The 21853-nt window shown below is 61.8% G+C and carries 21 protein-coding genes; 12 read left to right on the top strand and 9 right to left on the bottom strand.

From position 1 onward, the window contains the following. Positions 1-177 precede the first annotated feature (177 nt). The 8 genes from H4684_RS04480 (at position 178) to H4684_RS04445 (ending at position 9350) form a co-directional block, all read left to right on the top strand. Positions 178-654, top strand: a complete 477-nt coding sequence (locus H4684_RS04480) for a cytochrome c3 family protein (protein WP_192622965.1) — start codon at positions 178-180, stop codon at positions 652-654. After that, complete coding sequence (locus H4684_RS04475; protein WP_192622964.1) at positions 647-2209, top strand: ammonia-forming cytochrome c nitrite reductase subunit c552; 1563 nt, start codon at positions 647-649, stop codon at positions 2207-2209. Before H4684_RS04480 ends, H4684_RS04475 begins: the two co-directional genes overlap by 8 nt. Positions 2210-2421: 212 nt before the next feature. After that, on the top strand, positions 2422-3138 hold the full coding sequence (gene prxU / locus H4684_RS04470; RefSeq protein WP_192622963.1) for a thioredoxin-dependent peroxiredoxin: 717 nt from the start codon (positions 2422-2424) through the stop codon (positions 3136-3138). Positions 3139-3720: 582 nt separating this feature from the next. Further along, entirely contained in the window at positions 3721-4428 is a 708-nt protein-coding gene (cecR, locus tag H4684_RS04465) for a transcriptional regulator CecR (protein WP_092188529.1), read from the top strand. Beyond that, complete coding sequence (hlyD, locus tag H4684_RS04460; RefSeq protein WP_092188531.1) at positions 4425-5402, top strand: secretion protein HlyD; 978 nt, start codon at positions 4425-4427, stop codon at positions 5400-5402. The genes cecR and hlyD overlap by 4 nt, the downstream gene beginning before the upstream one ends. A 2-nt stretch (positions 5403-5404) precedes the next feature. Beyond that, positions 5405-7117, top strand: a complete 1713-nt coding sequence (locus H4684_RS04455) for an ATP-binding cassette domain-containing protein (protein ID WP_192622962.1) — start codon at positions 5405-5407, stop codon at positions 7115-7117. Then, positions 7114-8241, top strand: coding sequence for an ABC transporter permease (locus H4684_RS04450; protein ID WP_192622961.1), 1128 nt, complete (start codon positions 7114-7116; stop codon positions 8239-8241). Before H4684_RS04455 ends, H4684_RS04450 begins: the two co-directional genes overlap by 4 nt. Continuing rightward, a complete protein-coding gene (locus H4684_RS04445) occupies positions 8238-9350 on the top strand; it encodes an ABC transporter permease (protein ID WP_192622960.1) in 1113 nt (370 codons plus the stop codon). Before H4684_RS04450 ends, H4684_RS04445 begins: the two co-directional genes overlap by 4 nt. A 36-nt stretch (positions 9351-9386) precedes the next feature. Here H4684_RS04445 and H4684_RS04440 read toward each other — a convergent pair whose 3' ends face one another. The 7 genes from H4684_RS04440 to H4684_RS04410 form a co-directional block, all read right to left on the bottom strand. Then, complete coding sequence (locus H4684_RS04440; RefSeq protein ID WP_192622959.1) at positions 9387-10640, bottom strand: type II toxin-antitoxin system HipA family toxin; 1254 nt, start codon at positions 10638-10640, stop codon at positions 9387-9389. Next, on the bottom strand, positions 10630-10962 hold the full coding sequence (locus H4684_RS04435; RefSeq protein ID WP_192622958.1) for a helix-turn-helix transcriptional regulator: 333 nt from the start codon (positions 10960-10962) through the stop codon (positions 10630-10632). Before H4684_RS04435 ends, H4684_RS04440 begins: the two co-directional genes overlap by 11 nt. Before the next feature lie 199 nt (positions 10963-11161). Then, entirely contained in the window at positions 11162-11776 is a 615-nt protein-coding gene (locus tag H4684_RS04430; protein WP_225940237.1) for a DUF2238 domain-containing protein, read from the bottom strand. Positions 11777-12054: 278 nt separating this feature from the next. Then, entirely contained in the window at positions 12055-14100 is a 2046-nt protein-coding gene (locus H4684_RS04425) for an ATP-binding protein (RefSeq protein ID WP_192622956.1), read from the bottom strand. After that, positions 14090-14668 carry a DUF1638 domain-containing protein gene (locus H4684_RS04420; RefSeq protein WP_192622955.1) on the bottom strand — a complete coding sequence of 193 codons (579 nt, stop codon included), beginning with the start codon at positions 14666-14668 and terminating at the stop codon, positions 14090-14092. Before H4684_RS04420 ends, H4684_RS04425 begins: the two co-directional genes overlap by 11 nt. Then, positions 14665-15684: a uroporphyrinogen decarboxylase family protein gene (locus H4684_RS04415; protein ID WP_192622954.1), complete on the bottom strand. Its 1020-nt coding sequence runs from the start codon at positions 15682-15684 to the stop codon at positions 14665-14667. The genes H4684_RS04420 and H4684_RS04415 overlap by 4 nt, the downstream gene beginning before the upstream one ends. Continuing rightward, positions 15681-16364 (bottom strand): cobalamin B12-binding domain-containing protein, encoded by a 684-nt coding sequence (locus H4684_RS04410; RefSeq protein WP_092188549.1) that lies wholly within the window; start codon positions 16362-16364, stop codon positions 15681-15683. Before H4684_RS04410 ends, H4684_RS04415 begins: the two co-directional genes overlap by 4 nt. 283 nt (positions 16365-16647) lie before the next feature. On the opposite strand from H4684_RS04410, the gene H4684_RS04405 reads away from it, so the two are divergent. Genes H4684_RS04405 through H4684_RS04390 form a run of 4 tightly spaced genes read left to right on the top strand, consistent with a single transcriptional unit; the run spans position 16648 to position 21298 of the window. Continuing rightward, a complete protein-coding gene (locus H4684_RS04405) occupies positions 16648-17817 on the top strand; it encodes a BMP family lipoprotein (protein WP_192622953.1) in 1170 nt (389 codons plus the stop codon). Between the two features lies 1 nt (position 17818). After that, positions 17819-19285: an ATP-binding cassette domain-containing protein gene (locus H4684_RS04400; protein WP_192622952.1), complete on the top strand. Its 1467-nt coding sequence runs from the start codon at positions 17819-17821 to the stop codon at positions 19283-19285. Further along, positions 19275-20315, top strand: coding sequence for an ABC transporter permease (locus tag H4684_RS04395; RefSeq protein ID WP_192622951.1), 1041 nt, complete (start codon positions 19275-19277; stop codon positions 20313-20315). The genes H4684_RS04400 and H4684_RS04395 overlap by 11 nt, the downstream gene beginning before the upstream one ends. Continuing rightward, positions 20315-21298 carry an ABC transporter permease gene (locus tag H4684_RS04390; RefSeq protein ID WP_192622950.1) on the top strand — a complete coding sequence of 328 codons (984 nt, stop codon included), beginning with the start codon at positions 20315-20317 and terminating at the stop codon, positions 21296-21298. The genes H4684_RS04395 and H4684_RS04390 overlap by 1 nt, the downstream gene beginning before the upstream one ends. 17 nt (positions 21299-21315) lie before the next feature. Here the strand turns inward: H4684_RS04390 and H4684_RS04385 are convergent, their stop codons facing one another. Further along, on the bottom strand, positions 21316-21579 hold the full coding sequence (locus H4684_RS04385) for a Txe/YoeB family addiction module toxin (RefSeq protein WP_092188559.1): 264 nt from the start codon (positions 21577-21579) through the stop codon (positions 21316-21318). Further along, positions 21576-21818 (bottom strand): type II toxin-antitoxin system Phd/YefM family antitoxin, encoded by a 243-nt coding sequence (locus tag H4684_RS04380; RefSeq protein WP_092188561.1) that lies wholly within the window; start codon positions 21816-21818, stop codon positions 21576-21578. Before H4684_RS04380 ends, H4684_RS04385 begins: the two co-directional genes overlap by 4 nt. Positions 21819-21853: the final 35 nt, after the last annotated feature.

The raw sequence follows: 21853 nt of genomic DNA, 5'->3' as shown, positions 1-21853 counted from the left end.
CCGACGAGCTCTGGATGGGCCCATTCTCGGTCGCCATATGCTTGAGCATACCCGTTATGCTGTGGAAGAATTTGCAGAACTTGACGCACACAACTGGACAAATGTCGGCACCGGATCAACGACTCGAGGTGTTCAGGCATTCACGTTGATCCCATAGCACCTTTCACAGGAGGGAGTATGACCCGAAAAAAAGATGCATCCAGCGGACGGGGATGGCGGTTCGCCTTGCCTCCGGCCATAGCGGGCATCGTGGTCACGGTAGGAGCGGCGCTGGCCATGACCGCGACGGACCAGGCCAGTTTCTGCGGCAGCTGCCATTCGATGGCGGAAGCGGCCTTTACGCACAAGACCTCGGTCCACGCCGAACTGGCCTGCAACGAGTGTCATGCGCCGCACAATCTGGCGGCCAAGATACCGTTCAAGACCAAGGAAGGCACCCGTGACATCCTGGCCACGGTGACAAAAACCATCCCGGATCTCATCCATCCGGGCGAGGAAACCAGGGAAGTGACCCAGGAAAACTGTCAGCGATGCCACGGCGCGACGACGTCCACGGTCGTGATGCAAAGCAAGAAGTTCTGCACCGACTGTCACCGCCATGTTCCCCATTCTCCCAAAATCCCCGTAGCCAAAAGGAGTGCCGCCGATGCGTAACACCCGATCCCTTATCGCCCTGCTGGCCGTGGGCTGCGCCCTGGCCCTTAGCGCCTGTTCCGAAGCGACTGAACCAAAGGCTCCGGAATTCAAGACCAAGCTCAAATCCGACGAGATCAAGAACTCCGCCTTCAAGGCTGAATTTCCGCTTCATTATGAAACGTTCCTGCGCAACAACGAGTCCGAAATCATGACCGAGTATGGCGGATCCGTCGCCTACAACAAGCACGACAACGTAAATCCCCTGCCCGAAGGCTACAAGCACGCCCAGCCCTACCTGAAGAACCTCTGGCTCGGCTACGCGTTCAGCTACGAGTACAAGGCAGCGCGCGGCCACACCTACGCCATCAAGGACATCCTGCATATCGATCGTTTGAACCGCTACGACGAAAAGGCCGGGCTGCCTTCGACCTGCTGGAATTGCAAGACCGCCAAGATGAACGAATGGGTCGGGCAGTACGGTGACGAATTCTGGGCCAAGGATTTCAATCAGTTCCGGGAGCAGGTCGACATGGACGACAACACCATCGGCTGTGCCAACTGCCACGATCCTGCCAACATGGAGCTGCGCCTCTACTCCGTGCCCCTGCAGGACCACCTGAAGGCCGAGGGCAAGGATTTCAAGACCCTTTCCCGCAACGAGCAGCGCGCCCTGATGTGCGGCCAGTGCCACGTGGAATACTATTTCACCGATCCTGGCCAGGGTGTGCCCAAGAAGCCCGTCTTCCCCTGGGCCGAAGGCAAGGACCCCGAACAGATTTATTCCTATTACAAGGGGCACGGCGATACCACGATCCCCGGTTTCGAAGGCAACTTCGTGGACTGGGTCCACCCCGTGTCCAAGACCCCCATGCTCAAGGCCCAGCACCCCGAATACGAGACCTGGTTCAACGGCGTACATGGCGCGGCAGGTGTCAGCTGCGCCGACTGCCACATGAGCTACACCCGTCTCGACGGCAAGAAGAAGATGTCCAACCACCACTGGAACTCGCCGTTGAAGGACCCGGACATGAAGGCCTGTCGCCAGTGCCATACGGACAAGAGCCCCGAATACCTGAAGCAGCGGGTCATCTACACCCAGGACAAGGTCTGGCAGCAGCTCATGGCCGCCCAGGACATCTCGGTCAAGGCGCATGAAGCCATCCGCATGGCCCATGAATTCCAGGGCGAAAAACCGGCCGATTACGACCAGCTCATGATCGATGCCCGTGAAATGTGCCGCAAGGGCCAATTCTTCTGGGACTACGTGTCCGCCGAGAACAGTGTCGGCTTCCACAACCCGACCAAGGCCCTGGACACCCTGGCCAAGTCCCAGCAGTTCAGCCAGAAAGCCGTGGACATCGCCATCAAGGCGGCGGCCTTCACCACGGCTAAGGCCCTGTCCGGCGACATCAAGGAACTTGTGCCGCCCATCATGGAGCACAGCCGCGAACTGCAGATGGATCCCGAGCACATGGCCAGCCACCAGTGGTTCAAGTATCTCAAAGTCAGCCCCAAGGCCGAAAAGATCTGGGAAGGCAACAAGCGCCTTATCCCGGCTCCTGCCGCCAGCTAGTCATTCAGTACCCGTCCCCGCGCGGGGGGTTCGGCACTGCGCCGAGCCCCCCGTTTTCCTTATCCCATCAATTTCACGCCCAAACTATTTCCCTCGTTGATTGATGAAATATCGCCAAGGACCTTGTCCTTTCGATGCCAATTAAATATGGTGAAGCTATCCATTCTGGAAAGAACTATCGTTATCATCAATACTAGCCACGGAGGTCAGTGATGGGAGAAGAATTGGCGGCAGGCTGCACCAGGCCAACAGCCGAGGTCGAGCAGACACCGGAAGAAACGGTTCAACCAGCAACACCAGTCCAAGGAGCGCGCCCCATGATTCAGGTAGGAAAGAAAGCCCCCGACTTCTCGGCCCCGGCCTATTTCAACGGCGGTTTCACCAACGTCAGGCTGTCCGAATTCCTGGGAAAATGGGTGGTTCTGTGCTTTTATCCCGGTGACTTCACCTTTGTCTGAGCGACGGAAATCTCGGCGGTCGCCGAGAAGCACGCGGAATTTGAAAAGCTGGGAGTGCAGGTCCTGTCCATGAGCACGGACAGCATGTTCGTGCACAAGATGTGGGTCGACGACGAACTTTCGAAAATGATCACCGCGAAAACCGTGCCTTTCCCCATGCTGTCCGACGGCGGAGGCAACGTGGGCAGGATGTACGGCATCTACGATGAAGCGGGCGGCGTGGACGTGCGCGGCCGCTTTCTCATCGATCCGGACGGGAATGTGCAGGCCTACGAGGTGCTGACCCCTCCGGTGGGCCGCAACGTCAACGAAACCCTGCGCCAGATCCAGGCCTTCCAGCTGGTGCGCGAAAGCAAGGGCACCAAGGCCACCCCGTCCGGCTGGAGACCCGGCAAGCCTGTTCTGAGCCCTGGTCCGGGCCTGGTCGGCAAGGTCTGGGAAGTCTGGACCGTGGACAAGGCCTTCGACTGATCCAGCCCCGACCTCTCACCAAACAAAGCGCCCGGATTTCCCGGGCGTTTTGTATTCCCCCCCGTCCCCGAGAACGACGCGACGGGTCCTGCCGAACGTCTTTTTCAGGGAAACACACACCATCCGCATGATTCCCATTCATATCCAGCCCATGACCCGCCCATAACTCCCACCCGAGCGGTGTCGCCGGTGTCGGGCAAGGGGCGCCGACTGTCTGACCGAGCCAGGCATCGCAAGGTTTCTTTGTCGCCCATATCCCGCCCATGACTCCCACCCGAGCCGCGCCGCCGATGCCGGGCAAGGGTCGCCGACTGTCTGACCGAGCCAGGCATCGTCGGTTTCTTCGTCGCCCATCGTCCAACCCAGGCCTGCCGCACCCCTCGCGACGAAAGAAACCTTACGAGGCCCGCGAGGGAGTTTCGGCGGCCCTTGCCCGGCATCGGCGGCGCGGCGACCGCACTGACTCCCCCCCTCTCCTCAACATTGCGACCGCACTGGCTCACTCCGAACGTCAGCGCCCATCCCCCCAAAAAAACAATCAATCGCTTGATTAATTCAATCAGATGATTTATTCGCATCGTCATGAACATCGATCTTCTCCACGAACCCACGCCAAGCCGGGCGGACCGCGCCAGGATCAGCCTTCTTGAGGCCGGGTTGCAATGCTTCGCCGACCGGGGCCTCCATGGCGTGACCATCCGTGAAATCGCCCGGATCGCGGGACAGAACTCCGCGGCCATCACCTACTATTTCGGCGGCAAGGAAGGCCTGTACGGCGCCGTGCTGGACGCGGTGATGCGCTTCTTCCGCAACCATGTACACGAGGCCCGCCAGACGTGGGACTCCCTGAACGAGGCGGATACAAACCCCACGCAGGCCGTGGAACTGCTCAAGCGCATCCAGCGCGGCTTCGCGATGGGCATCCTGACCGACGCCAAGGCCGCCCAGTTCGCCATGCTCATGGTCCGGGAACAGACCCAGCCCACGGCCGCCTTCGAGGCTCTCTACCAGGGCACCGTGGAACCGCTGCACCGCATGGTCTCGCGCATCCTGGCCCGAATCACGGGCGACGACCCCGAATCGCCCCGGGCCGTGCTCCGGGCGCACACCCTCATCGGGCAGTTGCAGTCCTTCGTCATGGCCCGGGAAACCCTGCTTCGGCGCATGGGCTGGGACGGATACGACGCCGAGCGCGCTGCCGCCGTGGCCGACATGCTGGCCGAGAATCTCGACATCTTCGTAGCCGGACTGAACACCCCGACTGAACCCAAACCGGAATATCCATCGTGAAACGCATCCTTGTATTTTTTCTTCTCCTGGCCACGGCCGCCGGTGGCTGGTACTTCTGGCACACCCAGCACGCCACGCGCGACAACACGCCCCCGGTCTTTCACGGCAACGTCGACATCCGCGAGGTTCGGCTTGGATTCAGGGTCGGCGGGAAAGTCCGGGAAGTCTTGAAGGAGGAAGGGGACGAGGTCGGGGCGGGCGAAATCGTGGCCAGGCTCGATGCGGAACCGTTTCAGAACGCCGTGGATCAGGCCGAGGCCGAGGTCGGAGCCATTGCAGCCCGTCTGGCGGAGCTGCGAAACGGCGCACGTCCCGAAGACATCGAACAGGCCCGCAAGAACCTTGCGGCAGCCGAGGCCACCTACGACAATGCCCGCCTCATCTTCGAGCGCCAGCGGCAACTTGTCGCCAGCGGGGCAGTGGCCAGACAGGATTTCGACACCGCGCGCTCAACGTTCGAAACGGCCAGGGCCAGGATGGGCAGCGCAAAAGCCGCCCTCGATCTGCTCCTGGCGGGATCAAGGCCCGAACAGATCCGCCAGGCCGAAGCCAATCTGGGGGCCGCCCGCGCCGCTCTGCACCAGGCCCTTACGCAGCTCGCCGACACGGTGCTCACCGCGCCCGAGGCGGGCGTGGCCCTGACCCGGGTCGTGGAACCGGGCAGCATCGTGCAACCCGGTAGCACGGCCCTGACCGTCAGCCTTGTCTCTCCCGTTCGTGTCCGGGCCTATGCGCCCGAACCACAGCTTGGCCTCGTCCACCCCGGCCGCAAGGTGCTGGTCTTCACCGACTCCCGTCCCGAGCCGTACCAAGGGCAGATCGGAGACGTCTCGCCACGGGCGGAGTTCACGCCCAAATCCGTGGAAACCGAGGAACTGCGCACGGCGCTGGTCTATCGTTTTCGGGTCGTCGTGCTGGACGCGGACCAGGGGCTTAGGCAGGGCATGCCCGTCACCGTAAAGCTGGCGGAGTGACCATGGCCATGGTCAGCCTGGTCGACGTCGGCAAAACATTCCCCGGCCTGGACACGCCCGCCCTGGCCGGCATCTCGGGTTCCATCGAACCCGGGATCATCACCGGCATCGCCGGGCCGGATGGAGCGGGCAAGACAACCCTGATGCGCCTCATGGCCGGACTGCTGCGCCCGGACAGCGGCGTCCTGACCGTGCTCGGCCGGGAACCCTTGACCGCTCCCGAGCTCCGTCTGCGGGTGGGCTACATGCCGCAAAAATTCGGCCTCTACGAAGATCTTTCGGTCTTGGAAAACCTGACCCTGCATGCGGATCTGCGCAACGTGACCGGAGAGGAACGGACGCGAACCTTCGAGCGGCTGCTGACCTTCACCGACCTGCAACGGTTTACGAAACGCCTGGCCGGACGGCTCTCGGGCGGCATGAAGCAAAAACTCGGGCTGGCCTGTGCCCTTTTGGGCACACCGGACCTGCTCCTGCTTGACGAGCCGGGAGTCGGCGTCGACCCCATTTCCCGGCGCGAATTGTGGAAAATGGTGCATGAACTCGCCGATCAGGGCATAGCCGTGGTCTGGAGCACATCATATCTTGACGAGGCAGAGGCATGCGACTCGGTGTTCCTGCTCAGTCAGGGCAACCTGCTGTTTTCGGGCAAGCCGGACGATCTCACCAGCCGCCTGCGGGGACGCTGCCTGCACCTCGGCGGCGTCGAGGGGCGCAGACGGCAAGCGCTGGCGACCCTGCTCCGCCAGCCGGAAGTGAGCGACGGAGTCATCCAGGGACGAAACCTGCGCATCGTTCTGAAGGACGGCGCCGCCCGGCCCGATCCCTCGGCCCTGGATATTTCCGGCCCGGCCGAATGGAAGGAGGTCGCCCCTCGCTTCGAGGACGCCTTCATCGATCTGCTCGGCGGCGGCCCGGGCGGTGAGTCCGCCCTGGCCGCATCCATGCAGCCGCGAGCCGAAATCCACGAAAGCCTGATCAAGGCCGAAGAGCTGACCAAAAGCTTCGGCGACTTCACGGCCACGGACCATGTCAGCTTCGAGATCAGGCAGGGGGAAATCTTCGGACTTCTCGGACCCAACGGAGCGGGCAAGTCAACCACCTTCAAGATGATGTGCGGACTCCTCGCGCCCACCTCCGGACGGGCCGAGGTCATGGGCATCGACCTGCGCCGCAGCCCGGCCAGGGCCAGGGAGCGTCTGGGCTACATGGCCCAGAAGTTCTCCCTCTACGGCAAGCTCACCGTGCGCCAGAATCTCGAATTTTTCTCCGGAGTGTATGGATTGTCACGGACCAGGCAACGACAGGCCGTGGATTCGATGATCGAATCCTTCCACCTGAAGCAGTTCCTTGGCGTCACGACGGACGACCTGTCCCTTGGCTACAAGCAGCGCCTCGCACTGGCCTGCGCCGCCATGCACGAGCCGGACATCCTTTTTCTCGACGAACCGACCTCGGGCGTGGATCCCCTGACCCGCCGCGAATTCTGGAACCACATCAACGGTGTCGTGGAAAAAGGGGTCACGGTCATGGTCACCACCCATTTCATGGACGAGGCCGAGTACTGCGACCGCATCGGCCTGATCTATCAGGGCAAGCTCATCGCACTGGCGCCGCCGGACGACCTGAAGGCCGACGTGGCCTCGCCCGCCCTGCCCGATCCGACCATGGACGACGCGTTCGTCGAGCTCATCCGCCGTAGGGAGGCATCATGAAATTCCTGTCCCGGCGAAGACTGACCGCCCTGTGTCTCAAGGAAACCCGCCAGATCCTGCGCGATCCGAGCAGCGGCGTCATCGCCTTCATCCTGCCCATGATCCTTCTGGTCATCTTCGGCTACGGCCTCAACCTCGACACCACCCGCCTGCGCATGGGCCTGTGCGACGAGGACGGAGGGCCGGTGGCGGCGTCATTCACGGCGAAGCTGACCGGCTCGACCTATTTCGAAATATTTCCCGGCAGCCGTGCCGAACTCGACGCCCTGCTCGAAACAGGGGGCATCCGGGGCTACGCGGTCCTGGCCCAGGATTTTTCGCGCATCGTGGACCAGGGCCGGGAAACGGCGCCAATCCAGGTCATCACCGATGGAGCCGAACCGAACACGGCAAACTTCATGGCCGCGTTCATGAAGAACGTCTGGCAGGAATGGCGGCAGACCCGGGCCAAGGATCAGGGCCGGGACGCCGTGCAGGGCGCAAGGGTGGAGGTTCGGTACTGGTACAACGCGGCGGCCATCAGCAGGCACTATCTGATCCCGGGGTCCATCACCATCATCATGACCGTCATCGGCGCCATGCTGACCTCGCTGGTCGTGGCCCGCGAATGGGAACGCGGGACCATGGAGGCCCTGCTGGCCTCCCCGGTGACCAGGGCCGAGCTGCTGCTCTCCAAGCTCCTGCCCTATTACGTGCTGGGCATGATCTCCATGTCCGTGGTGGCGCTGAGCGCCGTGCATCTCATGGGCGTGCCCTTCCGGGGCTCGGTGGGAGCGCTCCTGCTGGTCACGACGGTCTTCCTGCTCAGCATGCTCGGCATCGGCCTGCTCATCTCCTCGGTCATGCGCAACCAGTTCGACAGCGCCCAGACCACCCTGAACGTGGCTTTCCTCCCGGCCGTCATGCTCTCGGGAGCGTTCTTCGTCATCGCCAGCATGCCCGCGCCCGTGCGCGCCCTGACCTATCTGCTGCCGCCGCGCTATCTGGTCAGCTCACTGCAGACCATCTTTCTGGCCGGTGACGTCTGGGAAATCCTACTCCCCGACATCCTCTTCCTGACGGGCACGAGCGTTCTCTTTCTGACCCTGACCGCGCTCAAGACCGTGCGCAGGCTGGACGCATGATCTGGCTGCGCCGCATCCTGGCCCTGGTCAGAAAGGAGCTGCAGATTCTCCTGGCCGACCCGCAAAGCCGCAAGCTGGTGGTCATCCCCGTTCTTTTACAGGTCATCCTCTTCCCCCTGGCCGCCACGTTGGAAGTGAAGAACAATTCCCTGGCCGTGCTGAACGAGGACGGGGGCGCGGCTTCGGTGGAGCTGATCCAGCGCTTTGCCAGCGCCCGTGCCTTTACGGAAATCATCCACCTGTCCGGCGCCGGACAGATTGAAAGGACCCTGGACAACCAGCAGGCCATCGCGGTGGTCCGCTTCGGACCGGACTTCTCGCGCAATGCGGCGGCAGGGCTCCCCGCGCCCATGCAGCTGCTCCTCGACGGCCGCCGCTCCAACAGCAGCCAGATCGCGGCCAGCTATATCCAGGACATCACCACGCAGTATTTCAATGAACAAAACCTGGCCCAGGGACGCCCGCCGGCATCGGAACTGGTCGTCCGCCATCGCTACAACCCGAACCTCGAATACCAATGGTTCATCCTGCCGAGTCTTGTGGCCATCATCCTGACCGTGAGCGCGCTCATCCTGACCGCCCTGTCCGTAGCCCGGGAGCGCGAGCACGGAACGCTGGACCAGCTGCTGGTATCGCCCCTGACCCCGGAAATGATCATGATCGGCAAGGCCTCGGCCGTGCTGGTGGTGGGCCTTTTTCAGGCCACGGTCATCATCCTGGCCGCCATCTTCGTGTACAAGGTGCCCCTGTCCGGCTCCCTGGCCCTCATTTACGCCAGCAGCGTGCTCTACTTCGCGGCCCTGGTCGGCGTCGGCTTCTTCATCAGCGCCATCTGCGCCACCCAGCAGCAGGCCTTTCTCGGGGCCTTCGCCTTCATCATGCCGGCCATCCTGCTCTCGGGCTACGCCTCACCGGTCGAGAACATGCCCCAGTGGCTGCAAACCGCCACTTGGATCAATCCCATCCGGCACTTCATCGTCATCGTGAAGAGCATCTTTCTCAAAGACGTGTCTGTTGGATTCGTGCTGGAGAGCGCCATCCCGCTGCTGGTCATCGCGGCAGGGACGCTGACGGTCGCGGTGATCATCTTCCGCAGACGGTTCGGATAGTACGGCAACGGGCGACTGCCTTTTCAGGCAAAAAAATCAGTAACGCCCGATTGAGTACGGATTGAGGAATTGGCGCTGCCACATCAGATTCTTATCAACGGGAGTGAGCCGGGCTTCACCACATACCCGATCCCAATTGTCCCGGATGGCCATGATCACCCTGTCGACGATGCCGGTGGCCTCATCGGTGGAAAGCAAGAAGAGATATGCAGCCTCTTGGCAGGTCTTAAGCTGGCTGTATCGGTTATTGCCGACAATCAGCATCGCTTGCGTTGCTTCATTGCCGGAGCGGTTTTGCGGGCAGATGTCGTAGGCCGGAGTCAGGGTCAGCTGACGTCCATCCCAAAACGCGGCATGATTGCGGGCATGATCGTCCGTATTGCCGCACAGAACATTGAACACCAGACGGCCATACAGCTCATGCAAGGTCTTTTTTGGATTGGTAAATCGTGCGCGAATGCTCTGCGCGAAGTCCTCATAGCTGGCGTAGCGTGCCTGCATCTCGCTCAAACCAAGCAATGTCAGAGCGGAAACCATGCTTTTGCGCTCCCATCCCGAAGCAACACGGATCCGATCAAAACGCTCAATCAGCAGCACGTCCTTGCCTGCGGCTTGAACCAGCCTGACGGGGGCGACACTCAGCCCCGCTGTTTCAGCCAGCCTCATGGCAACATATTCAGCCTTGACCACGCTGTAGGAATCCGAACTCGATGAAAATTTAGCGATATATTTTGTACCGTGATCTTCAATCAGGGCTTTTGGCCGCGCGCCTCCGATAGAACTGCCATGGAACAAGGCATGGTCAAGCTCAGGAGTCAGGGGCACCCCTTTTTCTACACGACCCGCGGATTCCAGCAATTCTTCCAACGTGGCATTCTCTGCCGCGCGTGAAACGTATTCAGTCGGAGAACGCTGAAAATCAAGCGCACCGATACGATCGGAACCTGATTCAAGCAGATATGTCAGCTCGCCAAGATCCGCCGTATCCGTGTCACGTCCTTCTTTCCCAAATTGCCGATTGATGATGACGCGTCGTCCCCAGGCGTCCGGGGCGGCATCACGGATACAGTTGGGGATATTCAAGTCTCCCAGCAGCGGCATGACACCTGCTCGTAATGGCAACTCGGGGTCATATATAGAAATTGCATCCTGTCTTTCCAGATAACTGCGACCATAGTTGAAACGAACAAGCTCACCATCGGCGACCAGCTTTCCGCAGACAACAGGCTCGGTTTTTCCCGGCAGCCATATCCAGACGTAGGCTTCTGTATTGCTTTGCCTAGAAGTCATCGTCGACCACGTGTGCTTGTTCACTTATCCGTTTCGGGAGAAGGGCTATCTTGCTTTGGGTCAAATCAATGCTGGTCGCCAGGCGCTGGTGGTCTTGTTCAAACAAAGGCACCCCCACCAACGATGCGACCTCAAACACGAGCCCGATAGTCGGCGACATTTCACCGGCTTCTATCTTTTGCAGCGTTGCCCTGGAAATCCCCGCCCGCTCGGCCAAATTCATCTCAGACCACTTGCGCCTTTTTCGAGCCAGCCTGATTTGCTGCCCCAGCAGGAAAACTGCGTCTCGGGCATATTTGGAATAGGTTCTTAACTTCGCCATATTTACCGCCGAATGACCATTATTATATCCTTTAAATTATACAAAGCCTAATATAATGGTCATTTTTACTTCTGTCAAAACAAAAAGACCATAATGATAGCCACTAAACGATTGAACGACTATTATTATGGTCATAAGTATTCAAAACAGAGGCAGTCGCGCCCTCAATTCAACGATGCAAGAGGGACTTTGCAAAAGGCTAAACCCGATCGCTGCCGCGCTGCCCTTCCAGCATGCGCGCGATCTCGTCCTCGCCCAGGGGTTCAGGATGTTTGACCGTAAGGCTACGGGACCATTCGCGCGCGAAATCCTTCTGCAGATACATGTTCATCCCCAGAGTGACGAGCATGGCGATGAGCGCGCCGATGCTGGCCAGGAGCATGTCCTTGTGCGCGTCCCAGACATCGCCCTGGGTGCCCAGGTAGGCGACCCCGAGCTCCCCTCCGAAAAACTCCGCCGCGCCCCATTCGATCAGTTCGTAAAGCATGGAGGTCGACATGGCGAAATCAAGCGGCAGGAAATAGCCCCAGAACCCGTCCGCCCGGGCGACACGAAAATAGACCTCGCGAATAGGATAGGCCAGCAGCAGGCCGTAGAGGAAATGCACGATGCGGTCGAAATTGTTGCGTTCCCACCCGACCAGTTCGTTGAATGTCGTGCCGAAGGCGGACGAAAACCAGGCATCGTAGGGGACTTCGGAGTACGTGTAATGGGATCCTATCTCGTGGATAGCCAAAAAAATGAAAATCAGCGTGTAGGAAATCCTGGAGAGAGGAAAATTCTTTGCAGTAAGAAGCAAAACAAGCAAAAACATGGCGACAAGGACATTTTCCAGGAGCCAATCCTTCCTGTCGTATGGCTCAAAGGCTAAAAAAATAAATTCGACAAAAAACAGCAGAGTCAGACACAGCAGATACGTCCTGTGTGTAGCAATTTGCATCCATCTCATGAAATAACCTCGGTGCGTTCCAATTTCACTATTCGGCCACGGGAAAAGCGCATCATTCGCATGGTGGTTACTTGCGGAGCTTAAAAGAGGCAATACGCATAAACTCGCAGCGGCGAGCTCACCCGAAAAACGCAGCAATGCCGTCAGACGCCTCCGGCCGAAACCTCGGCGATGAGACGAGCCAAGGAGTCCATGTCCACAGGCTTGGAAAGATAGGCAGTCATGCCGCGCTCCATGAAGTGCTCGCGGTCTCCGGGCATGGCGTGTCCGGTCAGGGCGATGACCGGAATTCGAGGAGACACGCGCGCAATGGTGCCGGAGCGGATTCGGCCGATGGCTTCAAGCCCGTCCATGATCGGCATCTGGATATCCATGAGCACGCAGTCGAAGTCATCCAGGGCCAACTTGTCCAGAGCTTCCCGCCCGTTGCCGGCAAGAGTCGGAAAATGGCCGAGCTTCTTGACCATCCGGGTCAGGGCCAGCTGATTGATGGGATCATCCTCCACCACCAGGATGCGCTTGCCCCGAACCGTCGGCACCGCAGCCTCTTCCCGGGCCCCGCACACCGTCGGGCCGGGTACGAGCGGAATCCTCGCGGTCATGGTCGTGCCCTGTCCGGGCTCGCTCTGAACCGTTATCGATCCGTCCATCATGTCCACCAAACGCCGGACAATGGCCAGCCCCAACCCGACGCCACCGTGCTGGCGAACCGCCGATCCGTCGACCTGGGTGAAGGCGTTGAATATGTCATCCTGCCGCTCGCGGGGGATGCCGACGCCGGTGTCCCTGACCGTGAATTCGACGTGCATCTCATTGCCCACGTCAATCCGCCGGGCCGCGACGTGGACGCTGCCTCTGGATGTGAACTTCGTGGCGTTGCCCACCAGATTGAAAAGGATCTGACGCAGTCGGCCCTCGTCGCCCACCACGTGGGACGGAATGGCCTCGTCGACTTCGAACGAAAGTGCAATCCCCTTGGCCTTTGCCGGTATGGCAAAGAGGTCGCGCACGGAGTCACGCAGGTCGATGAAATGAAACTCCTGGGCGACAACGTCCATCTTGCCCGCCTCGATGCGCGAAATTTCGAGGATGTCGGTCAGGAGCTGGGTCAGCCTTCTCGATGAGCGGATGGCCGTGAAGACAAACTCCTTCTGCTCCGCATCCAGAAAGGTCTGACTCAAAAGCTGCAACATGCCGACGATGCCGTTCAGGGGGGTGCGGACCTCATGGCTCATGTTGGCCAGAAATTCCGATTTCGCCCGGCTTGAGGCTTCGGCCTCGATGCGCGCCGCGGCCAGGTCCGTGACATCGGTCAGGACGTTTATGTATCCGGCCAAGTGCCCCTGACTGGAATGAAACGGCGCCCTGGAAGTCAGCATGCGCCGCACGCAGCCGTCACCCGCGAGGAATTCGAACTCTTCAGGCGCCGCCCCCCCGCTTTTGGCGGGCTCCATGACAAAGCTATCCCGAAGCCGGGATTCATGTTCGCCGACAAGCTCACGCTCGGGCTTTCCCACCAGCGCGGTGAAGGCATCGTTGCAACGCAGAATCCGGCCATGCACGTCCTGTACGAACACGGGATTGGGCAGGCTCGCAAGAAGGGACGACAAGAAGGCATGCTGCTCTTCCAGGCGGTCGCGCGTGGCCCGCAGCTCGGTGGTGCGCTCACGAACAGCCAGCTCCAGATCCCGGTACTGGTCCGCCTGGCGCATGATCAGGGCCAGCAGGGAGGACAGGCGATCAAGGCTGTGCACAATGGTCTCGATGCCTTGCGTGTCCATGAGTCCGAGCAGAACCAGCGCTCCGATCATCTCGCTGCCGACGCGCAAGGGGACGATCACGGAGTCCGACAGACCGAGGGATCGAAGCAGCTTGCCCGGCACAGTCGGGTCTTGCGGGCTTACGGTCATGGCCAGCGGCGAGGCGTGACTTGCGTGGATGAGCTGGTCGATGGCCGGGTTCCTGAACAATGTCTCCTGCCGCAAGGGACGCACAGCCAGGAGCAGATGCGGATTGTCATGCCCCTGGCAGGCCACCACGGCCACGGCCTTCACGCCCAGAAGCTCCCGGACCTGCGACGCCACATACTCGGCGCACTGCACCGGATCCGTAACATGCTGCAAGGTTCCCGAGGCCAGATCGGCGAAAAGCTGGTAAAAGGCGCGCGGTTCTCCGGCGTCACTGGGCATCGAGCAGCTCCTGCGCGTTGGCGACATTTTGTTCCAATCGGTCAAGCCCCACCGTCAGGACGGTCATGGGCATCTCAAGTTCCCGGCTGATTTCATCCAAAAGGGCCGCCGGCACGGGCATGACCCCGGTATCCAGATATATGAACTGGTTATGCACTTCGCGCAACATCTCCCCGGCCCCGCGTCCGCCCGCAAAACCCAGCTCACGCTCGAAGACATCCCTCCAGCGAAGCGTCCATTCCGGCAGGAAAAAAAATGCCCCGGCCTTGCGCAGACGGCGATATTCCTCGCGTCCGAGCAGAATTTCGCAGCAGTTGATGCCCTTGGTCTTGGCAAAGCCGGACCCGCGCGACAGTTCGACAATGCGCGGGGTGCAGTCTCCGTAGATGAAAAGCGTCTTGCCGGACGGATGCTGCGCGAGCACGCCGTCGATGCGGTCCTGGAGCAGATCCGGGCGCATGTGCAGCATGGAATCGGCAAAAACGAAGCGCATGCGGGGAAATCGCGAAGCCAATTGCATCATTTCCTTCTGAAAAATGCCGCAGGTCAGGGCCAGGATGTCTTTCATGCGACAGCTCCCGCGTCCACGACCGCCCTGCGCACTGCCAGCAAGGTGTCCGGACTGGTGTCGAAAGGGATGTCCGCATGCGACGAGGCGAGCACGAACGCCCTGTCCGAAGCGCGTTCGGCCAGAAGCGTGGACACGGATGCATACGCCTTGTCCGGCTGCATGCGCGCCAGGCCAGGGCCATTCATGTTGCCGAGCACAAGTCGCCCAGGGCCAATAATATCGCGGGCCTGGGGCAGGCTGTCGCGCGGATCGAGCAGGAAGCCGGCCACGTTCGGCAGACTGGAGAAACGCTGGAGATGATCGAGGATGCGGTTGCCGCCGTGATGGTGGACGAGCGGTCCCGCAGCCTGGCCGAAAGCCCGGGCCAGGGCGGGAAGGACGGCGTCTTCGAGCAGGGCCGGAGTGACCAGACGCAAATTGGCGAACATGACCGGAATCGCCACGAAGGCGGCGCCGGCCGCGAAAAAGGCTCCGGTCAGGCGCAGAAAATGTTCCTCGGCCAAATCCATCAGCCGCGCGGCACGCTCAGGGTCGAAAAGCAGCGTCTCAAGCCAGGCCTCGATGCCCAGCAGCATGGCCGGAAGGTCGACGGGGGCCGTGGCCACGGCGCAGACAGGTTTCGACGGCCCGAACTCAAGGGCCAGGAGGCGCGTTGACTCGACCAGATAGGACACGCCCGGAGCGCAAAGCAACCCGTCACCCAACGGCTCGGGCGTCTCATGTTCGCGAAAGGGGGGCTTGCGCACGTTGGGCGGAAAATTATCCAGCCAGACCCCTTCCCCTCCATAGGCCAGCGCCTCGAAGGGCAGGGCAAAAGGGGCGAACACGATGTCCGGATCGATGAGGCGCACAACCTTACGCTGCCCTTCCAGATAACGCTTCGGGTCGGAATAGTATTCTTGTGTAGGGCACCCGGAAAGTCTGGCGCCGTAAAGGCTCAAGGCCAACGTGAAGGCCCGGCGGTCGGCGGGTTTCCCGTGCAGCGCGCAAAGCACGCGCTCCATGCCGGTCATTTGTCCTCCGCTAGGCTTTGGGCCCAAAGCCGCTCGAAGAGTTCAGGAGCCTGGATGGCGCTGGGGGCGGTGCCGTCGCCGCCGACCTCCAGCATCAGTTCGGGCCGCAGCTTGAACACCGCGCCACCCACCGCCAGTTGAATCCTGCCGCCAAGTCCACGGGCGTCGATCTCGGTCCGCAGGGCGCGAATGTTCTCGGCCGTGGTCAGCATCATGGCCGAAACCCCGATGACCCTCGCGCCGTTCGCAAGGGCTGCGTCGACAAAATCCCCCGGCACCACGTCGTTGCCCAGATCGACGACCTTCCACCCGGCGGCACGCAGGAAAACGGCGACCATCTTGCGCCCCAGCGAATGATAGTCGTCCTCCACATTGCCGATGACCACCGGACCCTTGACGTCCAAAGGCAGATCTCCACCGGATTCGGCGGCGGCCACCAACAGATCCTCGGCGATCTTCCCGGCCACATAGCCCTGGGCCAGGGACAGGTTCTCCCGGTGCCAGGCTTCTCCCGCCTTCTCCAGTACCGGTTCGAGCAGAGCGCTGACCGCCGACTGGAAACCGTGTACGCCCGCGTGGTCGAGCAACAGCCGCAGAGCCTCCTCACGCTTGGCTTCAAGCATCAGCGAATACAGGATCTCACGGCGCAATTCCAGATTGACGCACCTCTCTTCAGTCATGACCGCTCCCTTGCAAATCCGGACAACACATTCTTTGACATCTCACCACACTCTCACGGTCTTGGCAACGTGTCCTACGCCATCGCCCCGGTTGTCACACACTATTCGGGTCTCCGCGAGCCCACGCGGCATCCTCTTGTTGACTTCGCGGCCCATGGTGGCAAAGTCGGGATTTACTTTTCCGACACATCCCCCTATTTTACCCGGCTTCCGCAAACACCGCGTTTCGCGGATGCCACATCCCGGCGCGTGCTCTCCACGCCCATCACCTCCGGAGGAAAACATGAAGCGTTTTCTGGTCTCCCTTGGTCTTATGACCCTGATGTTCTGTCCGTCCGCGGCCATGGCCAAGGACCTCACCATCGGCCTCATCCTGGTCGGCCCCTACAACGACAAGGGTTACAGCCAGGCCCAGTACGAAGGCGGCAAATACGTCGAGGAAAAACTGCCCGGCACGAAGCTCATCTATCTGGACAAGGTCAATCCCGCCGACCGCCCCGGCCTGACCATCCCGCAGGTGGTCGATGATCTGGTAGAAAAGGGCGCGGACCTGATCATCGCCGGTTCCGACGACATGAAGGACGGCATCCGCGAAGCCGCGAGCCTGCACCCTGACAAGACCTTCGTCCACGTCTCCGGCGACGACGTCATTACCGGCAAGGCCCCGGCCAACCTGGGCAACCTGTTCGGGCGCATGGAGTATGGCAAGATGATGGCCGGCTTCAGCGCCGCCCTGACCTCCAAGACGGGCAAGATCGCCTACCTTGGACCACTGATCAACGAAGAGACCCGCCGTCTGGCCGCCTCCGCCTTTCTGGGCGCCCGCTATGCCTGGACCGAAGTCCTGGGGAAGAAGGCCGAGGATCTCAAGTTCAAGGTCAGCTGGATCGGCTTCTGGTTCAACATCCCCGGTGTGACCACGGATCCCGCCCAGGTCGCTGGCTCCTTCTTCGACGGCGGGTATGATGTCGTCATCTCCGGTATCGACACCCCCGAGGCCGTGACCGTGGCGCGCCAGAAGCGCGACCAGGGCCGCGACGCCTGGGCCATCCCCTACGACTACGCCCATGCCTGCGAAGGCCAGGGCCCGACCTGCATTGGCGTGCCCTACTTCAACTGGGGCCCCTCCTTCCTGCGTCAGGCCACGGCCGTGCAGGACGGCACATGGAAGCAGGACTTCCAGTGGGACGCTCCCCATTGGGCCGACATCAACGATCACGACAAGTCCACCATCGGCTTCATGGTCGGCGAGGGCCTGTCCGCCGAGAACAAGGCCCTGCTTGACGCCTTCGTCGCGGACCTTGGCGCACACAAGATCAACCTCTTCAGCGGCCCCTTGAACTACCAGGACGGCACCCCCTTCCTCAAAGACGGCGACGCGGCCACGGACGAACAGATCTGGGCGCTGCAGCAGCTGCTGCAGGGCATGGAAGGCCAGTCCAGCGCAAAATGACATGATCGTTCTGCAAGACATCAGCAAGCACTACGGCCGGGTTCGGGCCAACGACTCCATCAGCCTGACCCTCGAACCCGGCCGCATCTACGCCCTGGTGGGTGAAAACGGGGCCGGCAAGAGCACGCTCATGCGCATCCTTGCCGGCCACACCGTGCCCGACTCCGGCACCATATCCATGCGCGGCGAGGTCCACCCGGGCCTCACCCCGGCCACGGCCGCGCGCCTGGGCGTGGGCATGCTCTACCAGGATCCGCTGGATTTCCCCGCTCTGCCGGTCTGGGAAAACTTCCGCCTCAGCGGTCCGCCCCGGACCAGAACGCAGGTCGTGGACCGGCTGGGCGAGCTTTCCAACCATCTGGGCGTGTGCTTCCTACCCGAAGAACCAGTGGCCTCCATGACCGTGGGCGAACGCCAGCTGCTTGAGCTGCTGCGGCTGCTCGACCTCGGAGCCACGACGCTCATTCTCGACGAGCCGACCACCGGCATCACCCCGGAACAAAAGCGCGGCCTCTTCGACCTCCTGGCCCGACTGGCCCGTCAGGAAGGACACACCGTCATCCTGGTCACGCACAAGCTCTCCGAGGCACTGGAAATGGCCGACGCCATCTTCGTCATGCGCCAGGGACGCCTGGAGGCGCGGCTCACGCCCCCCTACGACTCCAAGGAGCTGGTCCGACGCATGTTCGGCGATGCCGCCACGCAATCCGTGGACAGCGCCTTGCCCGAAACGGGACAGAGCAGTCGGGTAAAATTGGAAGAGGCGATATTCGCCGGACCCAAATACCACCTGGGCCCCCTGAACCTTTCGGCCGCCCCCGGCGAAATCATCGGTCTGGCCGGCCTCGACGGCAGCGGCCAGGAGCTTTTCCTGCGCGGACTGTGCGGCCTGGACCGCATGCCCTCGGGGCGTCTCGTTCTCAATGAAGTCGGGCACACCCGTACGAATTTCAAGACATTGCGCCACGAAGGCGTGCATTTCGTGCCTGCGGACCGCATGAGCCAGGCCCTCTTCCCGGACCTGTCCATCCGCGACCACATCCTGCTCGCCTTCCCGGAACACGCCACGAGGCTGGAAGAATTTCACCAGTCGCAATGCGTGGAGCGCTTCGACCTGCGCGCCCACCCGGACACCCCGGCCAAGGACCTGTCCGGCGGAAACCAGCAGCGCCTGCTTCTCTCCCTCATTCCCGACGACGCCCCGCTGCTGCTCATGGAGCACCCCACCAGGGGCCTGGATGCCGGATCGGCCCGTCAGGTCTGGGAGCATCTGCGCGGACGCTGCGACTCCGGCGCGACCCTGTTCTTCTTTTCACCCGATCTGGACGAGGTCATCGAACACAGCCACCGCGTGCTGGTCTTTTTCGATCGTACGCTGGTGGCCGACGTGCCGCGCTTGAACGCGAGCGTCGAGATTCTTGGCGCCCTCATGGCCGGAAAAAAACCGGAGAGCGCTCATGTCGCATAGCTCGTGGCTGCACCAACTGCTCTGGATCGCCGTCGCGCTGACCATGGCGCTGGCCCTGACCGTGCTCGTGGCCCTGCCTTCCGGCGCGCCGCCCCTTGAGACCCTGCGCATCCTGTTCATGGGCGGCCTCGGCTCCGCGTCCAAGTTCGGGCAGGTGCTGACGGTCTTTGTCCCGCTGCTGCTCTGCTCCATGGGCCTGCTCATCCCGTTCACGGCCAGATTGTGGAACATCGGCATCGAAGGACAGATCGTGCTGGGGGCCATCTTCTGCACCGGCGTGCTCATGCCTGTCGATCAGGGCGGACCCTGGCACATCGCCCTGGCCCTTGGAGCGGGCATGCTTGGAGGCGCGCTCTGGGCGCTTCTGGCCGGGCTGCTCAAAACCCACGGCAGGGTGCACGAAATTTTTTCCGGTCTCGGGCTCAACTTCGTGGCCATGGGGCTGGCCATCTGGCTCATCTTCGGTCCCTGGAAGCGGCCCGGAATGGCCTCCATGAGCGGAACCGAGACACTGCATCTCTCCCTGTGGCTTGAGCGCATAGGCTCCCTCGCCGTCAGCTGGACGGCGCTTGGCGTCGCCTGCGCGGCGTTCCTGCTGGTGGCGCTCCTGCTCCTGCGCACGCAGTGGGGACTGGGGCTGCGTGCCGTGGGGCAGAACCCCAAGGCCGCCCGCCTCTTCGACCTGAGCCCACGCCTGCGCATGCTGCAGGCCTTTGCCCTGTGCGGAGCCCTGGGCGGACTGGCCGGGGCGGTGCAGGTGCTGGGTGTCTATCATCGCCTGCTGCCGAGCATCTCCTCCGGCTACGGCTACACGGCCCTTTTGATCGGCATGATGGCGGGTTTTCGGATCTTGCCGGTGCCCTTCATCTGCTTCTTTTTCGCCGTGCTGAACGTGGGTTCGATCCAGCTTCCCCTACAGCTTGGCCTGGACTCATCCCTAAGCGGCGTCATCCAGGGGCTCATGGTCCTGTCGGTCTTCGTCACCCAGGGCATTCGCACCTACGCAACCCGTCGCCGGGAGGGACGCTGATGCAGGAATTCGCACTCATCATGGCCGGCATTCTCCTGGCCGGAGCACCGCTGGTCCTGGCCACCCTGGGCGAGACCATCACCGAGAAGGCAGGGGTCATCAACCTGTCCCTCGACGGGACCATAATCCTCTCCGCCATGGCCTCCTTCGCCCTGGCCTCGATCACTGGCAGCGCCTGGATCGGTGCTCTCGGCGGCATGGCCGTGGGGGCGCTGGTGGCGTCGGTGCTCGGCCTGACCAACATCTACCTTGGGCAATCGCAGCTGGCCGTGGGGTTCATCCTGACCCTTTTGACCCGCGACCTGGCTTATTTCCTGGGTCATTCCTACTCCCGGCAGCCCGGCCCGAGCCTTGGCTACTGGGGCTTTCCCGGCCTTTCCGACACGCCGCTGCTGGACCTTTTGCTCGGACGGCAGTCGCCGATGGTGAGCATCAGTCTGGCAGCCATCGCGCTGTGTTGGTGGTGGATGTACAAGACCAGTGCCGGAATGCGGCTGCGCGCCGTGGGCGAGTCTCCCCGGGCGGCTTTTGGGCGCGGCATCCGGGTGAGGCTCTCAAGGCTCATGGCCTGTCTTGTCGGCGGCGCGTTGGTGGGACTTGCGGGAGCGGCCTACTCCCTGGCCGTGAAGCCGGGCTGGGGACGCCCCCAGGGCTGCGAAGGCGCGGGCTGGATTGCCCTGGCCATCGTCATCTTCGGCGGCTGGCACCCGGTGCGGGCGGCCATCGGCGCCTATTTCTTCGCGGCGCTTCAGGTCTCGGGCATCTACCTGCAGGACATCTTTCCCTCCATCCCGGCCCAGGTCTTCCAGGTGGCGCCCTTCCCCATGATGATCCTGACCCTTCTGGCCGTGAACCTCGGCCGGATCGGCTTTGTTCAGGACATGATGCGCCGCTACCCCTTCCTCGGACGATTCTCGGGCAGTTGGCCCATCACCGCGCCCGCGGCGTTGGGGCAGGATTTCGATCCGAAGAAGGGGCTATAGCCCAGGCGGGCTGGACCTCACTCGTAGTGCGTCCACATGCGAAGCACCTTGACCACCCGTTGCTCCGTGAGAACCTGGTAGACAAGGCGGTGCTGGATGTTGATGCGCCGCGAATACGCGCCTGAGAGATCCCCGACCAGCTTTTCATAGGGCGGCGGGTTCTGGAAAGGGTTGTTTCGAAGGATTTCCAGGAGTTCCTGGGCCTTGGGTTTGAGTCCCGACGAGGCCAGCTTTTTCGCGTCCTTGCCGGCGTGACCGGTGAAGCGCAGTTCCCACGTCACCAGTCGAGTTCCTTGTCGCACTCCTCGACGCCCGTCGCCATGCCCTGGATGATGGACTCGCGCATACCCGGAACGGACAGAAGATGCAGGGTCTCGGTGATGGCGTTCCAGTCCTCTTCGGACACCAGGACAGCGCTCGCCCTCTTTCCCTTGATCACGACCGGTTTGTGGGTCAGCGCCGCATCATCGATCAGACTGTACAGTCTGGAACGTGCTTCCGTTGCATTGAGTATCGTCATAATTCCCCCTTTTGTCGACAAAACGTACGTATTAA

The organism is Desulfomicrobium macestii (assembly GCF_014873765.1).
Taxonomy (GTDB): domain Bacteria; phylum Desulfobacterota; class Desulfovibrionia; order Desulfovibrionales; family Desulfomicrobiaceae; genus Desulfomicrobium; species Desulfomicrobium macestii.
This window is presented reverse-complemented; position numbering and strand designations above follow the sequence as displayed.

Coding starts and splice junctions, on each gene's coding strand:
- H4684_RS04395 (WP_192622951.1), top strand. CDS start 19,275: ATGTCGCATAGCTCGTGGCTGCACCAACTGCTCTGGATCGCCGTCGCG.
- H4684_RS04445 (WP_192622960.1), top strand. CDS start 8,238: ATGATCTGGCTGCGCCGCATCCTGGCCCTGGTCAGAAAGGAGCTGCAG.
- H4684_RS04455 (WP_192622962.1), top strand. CDS start 5,405: ATGGCCATGGTCAGCCTGGTCGACGTCGGCAAAACATTCCCCGGCCTG.
- cecR (WP_092188529.1), top strand. CDS start 3,721: ATGAACATCGATCTTCTCCACGAACCCACGCCAAGCCGGGCGGACCGC.
- H4684_RS04440 (WP_192622959.1), bottom strand. CDS start 10,640: ATGACTTCTAGGCAAAGCAATACAGAAGCCTACGTCTGGATATGGCTG.
- H4684_RS04400 (WP_192622952.1), top strand. CDS start 17,819: ATGATCGTTCTGCAAGACATCAGCAAGCACTACGGCCGGGTTCGGGCC.
- H4684_RS04405 (WP_192622953.1), top strand. CDS start 16,648: ATGAAGCGTTTTCTGGTCTCCCTTGGTCTTATGACCCTGATGTTCTGT.
- H4684_RS04390 (WP_192622950.1), top strand. CDS start 20,315: ATGCAGGAATTCGCACTCATCATGGCCGGCATTCTCCTGGCCGGAGCA.
- H4684_RS04410 (WP_092188549.1), bottom strand. CDS start 16,364: ATGACTGAAGAGAGGTGCGTCAATCTGGAATTGCGCCGTGAGATCCTG.
- H4684_RS04435 (WP_192622958.1), bottom strand. CDS start 10,962: ATGGCGAAGTTAAGAACCTATTCCAAATATGCCCGAGACGCAGTTTTC.
- H4684_RS04475 (WP_192622964.1), top strand. CDS start 647: ATGCGTAACACCCGATCCCTTATCGCCCTGCTGGCCGTGGGCTGCGCC.
- H4684_RS04430 (WP_225940237.1), bottom strand. CDS start 11,776: ATGTTTTTGCTTGTTTTGCTTCTTACTGCAAAGAATTTTCCTCTCTCC.
- H4684_RS04415 (WP_192622954.1), bottom strand. CDS start 15,684: ATGACCGGCATGGAGCGCGTGCTTTGCGCGCTGCACGGGAAACCCGCC.
- H4684_RS04425 (WP_192622956.1), bottom strand. CDS start 14,100: ATGCCCAGTGACGCCGGAGAACCGCGCGCCTTTTACCAGCTTTTCGCC.
- H4684_RS04480 (WP_192622965.1), top strand. CDS start 178: ATGACCCGAAAAAAAGATGCATCCAGCGGACGGGGATGGCGGTTCGCC.
- H4684_RS04420 (WP_192622955.1), bottom strand. CDS start 14,668: ATGAAAGACATCCTGGCCCTGACCTGCGGCATTTTTCAGAAGGAAATG.
- H4684_RS04450 (WP_192622961.1), top strand. CDS start 7,114: ATGAAATTCCTGTCCCGGCGAAGACTGACCGCCCTGTGTCTCAAGGAA.
- H4684_RS04380 (WP_092188561.1), bottom strand. CDS start 21,818: ATGACGATACTCAATGCAACGGAAGCACGTTCCAGACTGTACAGTCTG.